This is a genomic window from Holospora curviuscula (assembly GCF_002930195.1).
In the GTDB taxonomy this organism is placed as follows: Bacteria; Pseudomonadota; Alphaproteobacteria; order Holosporales; family Holosporaceae; genus Holospora; species Holospora curviuscula.
In genome coordinates this window covers 1-3,601 of record NZ_PHHC01000085.1, presented here as the reverse complement: position 1 = coordinate 3,601, position 3,601 = coordinate 1, and the positions used below count along the sequence as shown (strand labels likewise).

Annotated in this window: 3 protein-coding genes; 2 read left to right on the top strand and 1 reads right to left on the bottom strand. The window is 39.3% G+C overall.

The features are described 5' to 3' along the window. The first annotated feature begins 12 nt into the window (after positions 1–12). Positions 13–1,029, top strand: coding sequence for a rod shape-determining protein (gene mreB, locus HCUR_RS04380; protein ID WP_104206927.1), 1,017 nt, complete (start codon positions 13–15; stop codon positions 1,027–1,029). Continuing rightward, positions 992–2,227 (top strand): CCA tRNA nucleotidyltransferase, encoded by a 1,236-nt coding sequence (locus HCUR_RS04375; protein ID WP_207760919.1) that lies wholly within the window; start codon positions 992–994, stop codon positions 2,225–2,227. The genes mreB and HCUR_RS04375 overlap by 38 nt, the downstream gene beginning before the upstream one ends. Positions 2,228–3,341: 1,114 nt before the next feature. On the opposite strand, the gene HCUR_RS04370 is transcribed toward HCUR_RS04375, so the two are convergent. Then, positions 3,342–3,601, bottom strand: a 260-nt coding sequence (locus tag HCUR_RS04370; protein WP_243397271.1) for an integrase core domain-containing protein, incomplete at its 5' end; no start/stop codon positions are given.

Here is a 3,601-nt window from a genome sequence, read left to right as displayed (position 1 = left end):
AAGTGAGGTGTTGTGTCAAGATTTTGGAAATTTTCCAGAGGCATTGGAATTGACTTAGGGACAGCAAATACAATCTTGTATGTTCAAAGAAAAGGGGTGGTACTAAATCAACCTTCTGTTGTAGCGGTACAAAATTCTACAGGAAAAGTTGTGGCAGTTGGTTCAGAAGCTCGGTCTATGTTGGGAAGAGTTCCGTTGAATATCACTGTGTATCGTCCGCTTCGGGGGGGTGTCATTGCAGATTTTGAGCGGGCTGAAGCAATGATTCAATACTTTGTTAAAAAAGTTAAGCAAGAGGTAAAGTCACTATTCTTTAGCAGTCCAAACATTGTAGTCTGTGTTCCTCATGGTGCTACGCCGGTGGAGCGTAGAGCGATTCACGACGCGGCGCTCACTTCGGGCGCTAGAAGCGTTTTTTTAATTGAAGAGGCGATGGCGGCCGCTATGGGAGCGAATCTTCCTGTGATGGAGCCTACTGGATCTATGGTGGTGGATATTGGTGGTGGGACTACGGAAGTGGCAGTAATTTCCTTGGGGGGAATTGTGTGCTCGGTCTCTGTACGATGTGGTGGCGATCGTATGGACGAAGCCATTGTGAATTATTTTCGAAAAATGCATAACTTGTTAGTGGGGGAAAATAGTGCAGAACGCTTAAAGTGTGCTTTGTTTGATGAGCACTCTGCTTCTCAAGAATTAAAAATTACAGGCAGAGAAATCACCAGTGGTCGACCGAAAGAAATTTCTGCCTCTCGGGAAGAGGTGATGGAAAGCTTAGAAGAACCTATGTCTGTTATTGTGGATACTGTCCAAAAATCTCTAGAGCAAACTCCTCCTGAATTGGCAGGAGACATATCAGAACGGGGTATCGTTATGACGGGTGGAGGCGCCTTGTTGAGCCAGTTGAGAGTACGTATTGAAGAACATACTGGTGTGAAAACTACGGTAGCAGAGACTCCCTTGTTGTGTGTGGCTATAGGTACAGGAAAATGTCTTGACCGCCTTCAAGAATTTACACAGATGGCCTCTTAATGGCGGAATGAATACAGTTTTTGAATGGTTAAAAAATCCTGGACCGCAAGCATTATTTTCCTGTTTTAAAGGAAAAGCAGAAATTCGTTTTGTAGGAGGATGCGTTAGAAATAGTCTTTTAGGTATTCCTTTAAAAGATGATTTTGATTTGGCTATTACGTGTCCTCCCTATCTCACTATGAAGTTTCTTCAAGATGCTGGTATAACAGCCATACCTACAGGAATTAAACATGGGACAGTATCTGCGATTATTGAAGGGATTCCCTACGAAATTACTACCTTACGCACAGAGTGTTCCCACGATGGGCGCCATGCAATGGTTCAGTTTACCCATGATTGGATCGGAGATGCTATGCGTCGAGATTTTACTATTAATGCGTTGTATGTCGATGCTGAAGGGGAAGTTTTTGATGTAGTACAGGGACGAGAAGATCTAGATCAAGGTATTGTAAGATTTATTGGGGATCCTGATGGCCGTATTCAGGAAGATTATTTGCGTATTTTAAGATTTTTTCGTATTCACGCGTATTACGGAAAGGGACCTTTGAATGCACAGGCGTTTTTAAGATGTTGTCGATGGAAACATATGTTAGGAATACTTTCAAAAGAGCGCATTACAAAAGAATTTTTTAAACTTTTAGATGCTTCTAATCCTTGGTATGTTATAGGAGAAATGGTGGCTTCAGGAATATTGTCTCAACTTCTACAAGCACCTCTTAATTTTTTTTCTATGGAGGCGTTTGAACGGGCTACAGGATATGTGCCTGAAGCTTGGGTACGTTGGGTCAGTCTTACAAACCACTCTTGTCCTGGACTTTGTCTTTCTCGTAAACAAGAAAAAGCATTTGAATCCCTTCTTAATCCTTTGGAAGTTCATAATATTCGAAGTAGTCTTTATACTCAACCCTCTTCTATCGTTTTGGGGAGATGGTGGATACGGTGTGCAAAATTTTTTGCTACATCTCCAGATAAAGCGCTTCAGGATTGGCATCATTATTCGGTAGAAATTTTGTCTTTTACTCCAGTTCCTTTTCCATTAAATGGAAGCTTGTTGTTGGCTCAAGGTATTCTTCAACGCCACATCGGAACTATTTTGGCTGAAGTTAAGACTTGGTGGATTCAGAATGAGGAAAGACCAGATCAGTCTGCGTGTTTATCCTACGCCTTAACGGTGGCAAAGCAATTATCTTCTTCGTAGTTTTTAAGGTAAGAGGACAAAAAAAATTTCAGAATTACTCTAGAAAAATAGAAATTAGATAATTTGTAGTGTGTAATATTTTTTAAATTTTATTGTACAAAGTATACAGAACAATCTGCATAAAGAATCTACATATAATGAGATGACACTAGGAATCTTTTGATTCTTTTCTTATGCTATCCATTAAAGTACTTAGAAACAGTCACGTAAACTATTTTTTTAACCCATGTAGCATTATTTTAGTGAAATAAATGCTTTGGCTGATAAAGTAGACCTCTAATAATTTTTGGGTAGCCTCCTAAAATGATCTAACCAAGCAAATGAACGCTCTACAACCTGTCGCCATTGTTTTACAATGGTAAGCCAAGTCTCTTGCGTAGAGGATAAACCCACTTTTGGCGCACTTTCTATCATGAGGCCTAGCACTTGTGCACATCACCATTTAGTGAATAGCCTAAGGTGTCTACCCCTAGACGTTTTCTACCCGCCACTTTTTTGCCTTTATTTCTTCATTGTTTAACAGAGCGTCGGTTCACCTTCTGGCTATGGATGATTCCTATGCTAGGACTTTTCTCATCTTCATTCTGAGGATAGCTCTGGGTTTATCCATCAATGCTTGAATGCCTCCTTTATAGTTTAGCCTATTAAAGTCATTCAATATTCTCTTCCATGACCTAAACTCTTTAGGGAGATCCTTCCAGCCATTTTTTTGATATAAACTATGCCATTCTATACCAGCCTAGTATATCTTTAGGTTGCGACCTTCCTTGCGTCTCGTTGCGCTTGTTGATTCTTTCTTCTATGACTTTTCACTCTGCGTCTTTTAGATCGCTTGTATAGCTTTTTGATCTCTTTCCCCTCTCTTTGATGTCAATCTTATACTTTGTTTCTGCTATTTAAACTTTTTACGTGACTGGTTCTACTGAAAGATCTTGAAATTGTGAAAATATACCGAAACATAATGAGCAAAGCAGGGGAAAATAAGATTTCTGAATTTACATACGAAGCGTTTACCGTTTTCTTGTTTTTCATATAAAGAGATGCAGCAATAAATAAAACCTGTAACTAATATCTTCCTAAATTTTATAAAAAGTTAAAAGGTTATATAAAAAACTTAGATGTTTAGTCCCGCCAAGAAATGGTTAGGATTAGTTGTAAAATATTCTGGATGAATTGTCCACTGATTTAGAATAAATTGCCAAGGAGTTTTGCCTTTGATGGCTTTAAGTCGTTTAGCGAAGGTATAAGCCATTAGATAGGCATGCAGATGCTGTTTCAGCTCATCATGAGATGCATAATAGAAATTGTTTACAGTTGCCTCTTTAAGCGTTCTGTTCATTCGTTCTACCTGCCCATTAGTCCAAGGATGCTTGA